The organism is Mycobacterium sp. NPDC003449, from assembly GCF_053588415.1.
Window position 1 is genome coordinate 1 of sequence record NZ_JBSFPX010000354.1, and the last position, 2,415, is coordinate 2,415.

General features: G+C 68.2%; 3 protein-coding genes. All 3 read left to right on the forward strand.

The annotated features are described in order from the left end of the window. On the forward strand, positions 1-817 hold an 817-nt coding region (locus tag ACWDTP_RS38190), incomplete at its 5' end, for an ABC transporter permease (protein ID WP_450028402.1). Between the two features lie 32 nt (positions 818-849). Continuing rightward, entirely contained in the window at positions 850-1,881 is a 1,032-nt protein-coding gene (locus ACWDTP_RS38195) for an ABC transporter substrate-binding protein (protein ID WP_450028403.1), read from the forward strand. Beyond that, positions 1,878-2,415, forward strand: a 538-nt coding sequence (locus ACWDTP_RS38200) for an ABC transporter ATP-binding protein (protein ID WP_450028404.1), incomplete at its 3' end; no start/stop codon positions are given. The genes ACWDTP_RS38195 and ACWDTP_RS38200, both read left to right, overlap by 4 nt.

Sequence of the window (2,415 nt, forward strand, 5' to 3'; positions counted from 1 at the left end):
GCGCCCCGGCCCCGGACTCTCGGTGCGGCGCACCGCGTCGGCGTCCGTGTCGGCACTGTGGCGTCCGCTCGCCCTCGTCGCGGCGCTGCTCGCCGGCTGGTGGGCGGTCACCGAGGCCGAACTCGTCGCCCCCTACATCCTCCCCTCGCCCGCCGACACCTGGCGCACCACGCAGGAGAACGCGGCGTACCTGGCCCAGAACACCTGGGTGACCGGATGGGAGACGGTGCTCGGATTCGTGATCGCCGCGGTCGTCGGCGAATTCGTGGCGGTCGTGATGGTCTACTCGGCCAGCCTGGAGAAGACCGTCTACCCGCTCATCCTGTTCGCCCAGGTCATTCCCAAGATCGCCATCGCACCCCTGTTCATCGTGTGGCTGGGGTTCGGCCCGTCGCCCAAGATCCTGGTCGCCGTGCTGATGGCCTTCTTCCCCATCGTCATCTCCGGGCTGGCCGGCCTGCGCTCCGTGGACCCCGAGATCCTCGAACTGACCTCGACCATGGGAGCCAGCCGCTTCAAGACCTTCCTCAAGATCCGCTTCCCGGCCTCCCTGCCGCAGCTGATGTCCGGGCTCAAGGTCGCGGCCACCCTCGCGGTGACCGGTGCGGTGGTCGGCGAATTCGTCGGCGCCAACGAAGGTCTCGGCTATGTGATCCTGCAGGCCAACGGCAACGTCGACACCGCGATGCTGTTCGCGGCGCTGATTATCATGTCCGCGCTCGGCATCGTCCTGTTCGCGATCATCGAGATCGCCGAGAAGCTGCTGATCCCGTGGCACTCGTCCCGCCGCGCCACCAAGTCCGCGACCTCCGCCTGACCGGCGCCCAAGCGATACCTAGGAGTACAGCCATGATCCTGTCCCGACGCCGCGCGACCGCCGCGCTGGCCTGCACCGCGATGTTCGCCCTGGCCGGCTGCGGCGGCGGAGAGTCCGAAAAAGCCCCGGCCGCAGACGGTTCGGCCACCCCGGCCAGCCTGATGCTGAACTGGTATCCCTACGGCGAACACGCCCCGTTCTACTACGGCGTGCAGGAGGGCATCTTCGCCAAGCACGGTATCGACCTGACCATCGACGCCGGCCAGGGCTCGACCAAGACCACCCAGGCCGTCGGGTCCAAGCAGGTCGACTTCGGCTGGGCCGATACCCCCGCGGTGCTCAGCAACATCGACAAGGGGGTCGAGGTCAAGAGCACGGGCGTGTTCCTGCAGACCACGCCCTCGGCGGTCCAGGTTTTCGCCGACTCCGGAATCGACGACCCCAAGGACCTGGCCGGGCGCACCATCGCGGTGTCGGCCGGCGACGCACCGACCACGACATTCCCGATCTACCTCGACAAGGTCGGCGTGCCCGCCGATCAGGTCACCCAGCAGAGCCTGGACGCCGCGGGCAAGATGTCGGCGATGATGTCGGGCCGGGTGGACGGCCTGATCGGGTTCGCCCACGACCAGGGACCGACCATCGCCGACAAGAGCGGGCGCGAGGTGCGGTACCTGAAGTACTCCGACGCCGGCCTGAACTTCTTCAGCAACGGCCTGATCGCCAACACCGAGACCATAAGCGACAAGCCGGACCTGGTCCGGTCGATGGTCGACGCGACGAGCGAGGCGTTCACCGCCGCGGCCGCCGACCCCGACGCCGCGGTGGCGGCAATGGCCGGTAAGGATCCGCAGATGCCGCCGCGGCAGGTGCTGCTGGACCAGTGGAAGCAGACCATTCCGCTGTTGACCACGCCGGCCACCGCCAACCAGCCGCCCGGTGCCAACGCCGAGGAGGACTGGTCCACCACGATCGCCACGCTGACCGATGCCGGATTGCTCAAGACCGCCAAGGACCCGGCGGAATACTGGGATTCGTCGTTCACCCCGAAGGCCGCCCAATGACCACCGCCACCATCACCGCCCCGGGAGCCACGGTGACCACCGAAGCCGCCGAAGCGATTTCCATCGCGAACCTGACCGTCACCTTCGCCTCCAAGCGAGCCAATGTCACCGCGCTCGACGACATCGACCTGCGGGTCGCCGACGGCGAGTTCGTGTCCATCGCCGGACCGTCAGGGTGCGGGAAGTCCACCCTGCTCAAGGTGGTCGCCGGGCTGACCGACTCGACCTCCGGTGACGTGCGGCTGCGCGGGAACCCGGTGCGCGGTCCGCAACGCGAGATCGGCTATGTGTTTCAGCGCGCGGCCCTGCTGGAATGGCGCTCGGTGCGCAAGAACATCCTGCTGCAGGCCGAGATGCGCGGCATGCCACGCCAGGTCGCGGCCCGCCGGTGCGACCATCTGATCGAGATGACCGGGCTGACCGGTTTCGAGAACGCACTGCCCCATGAGCTGTCCGGCGGTATGCAACAACGCGTTTCACTGTGCCGCGCGCTGCTGCACGAGCCGGGCGTGCTGCTGATGGACGAGCCGTTCG

What these genes read in the sequence shown, in the direction of transcription:
- ACWDTP_RS38195 (WP_450028403.1), top strand. Translation starts at nt 850, where the DNA reads ATGATCCTGTCCCGACGCCGCGCGACCGCCGCGCTGGCCTGCACCGCG.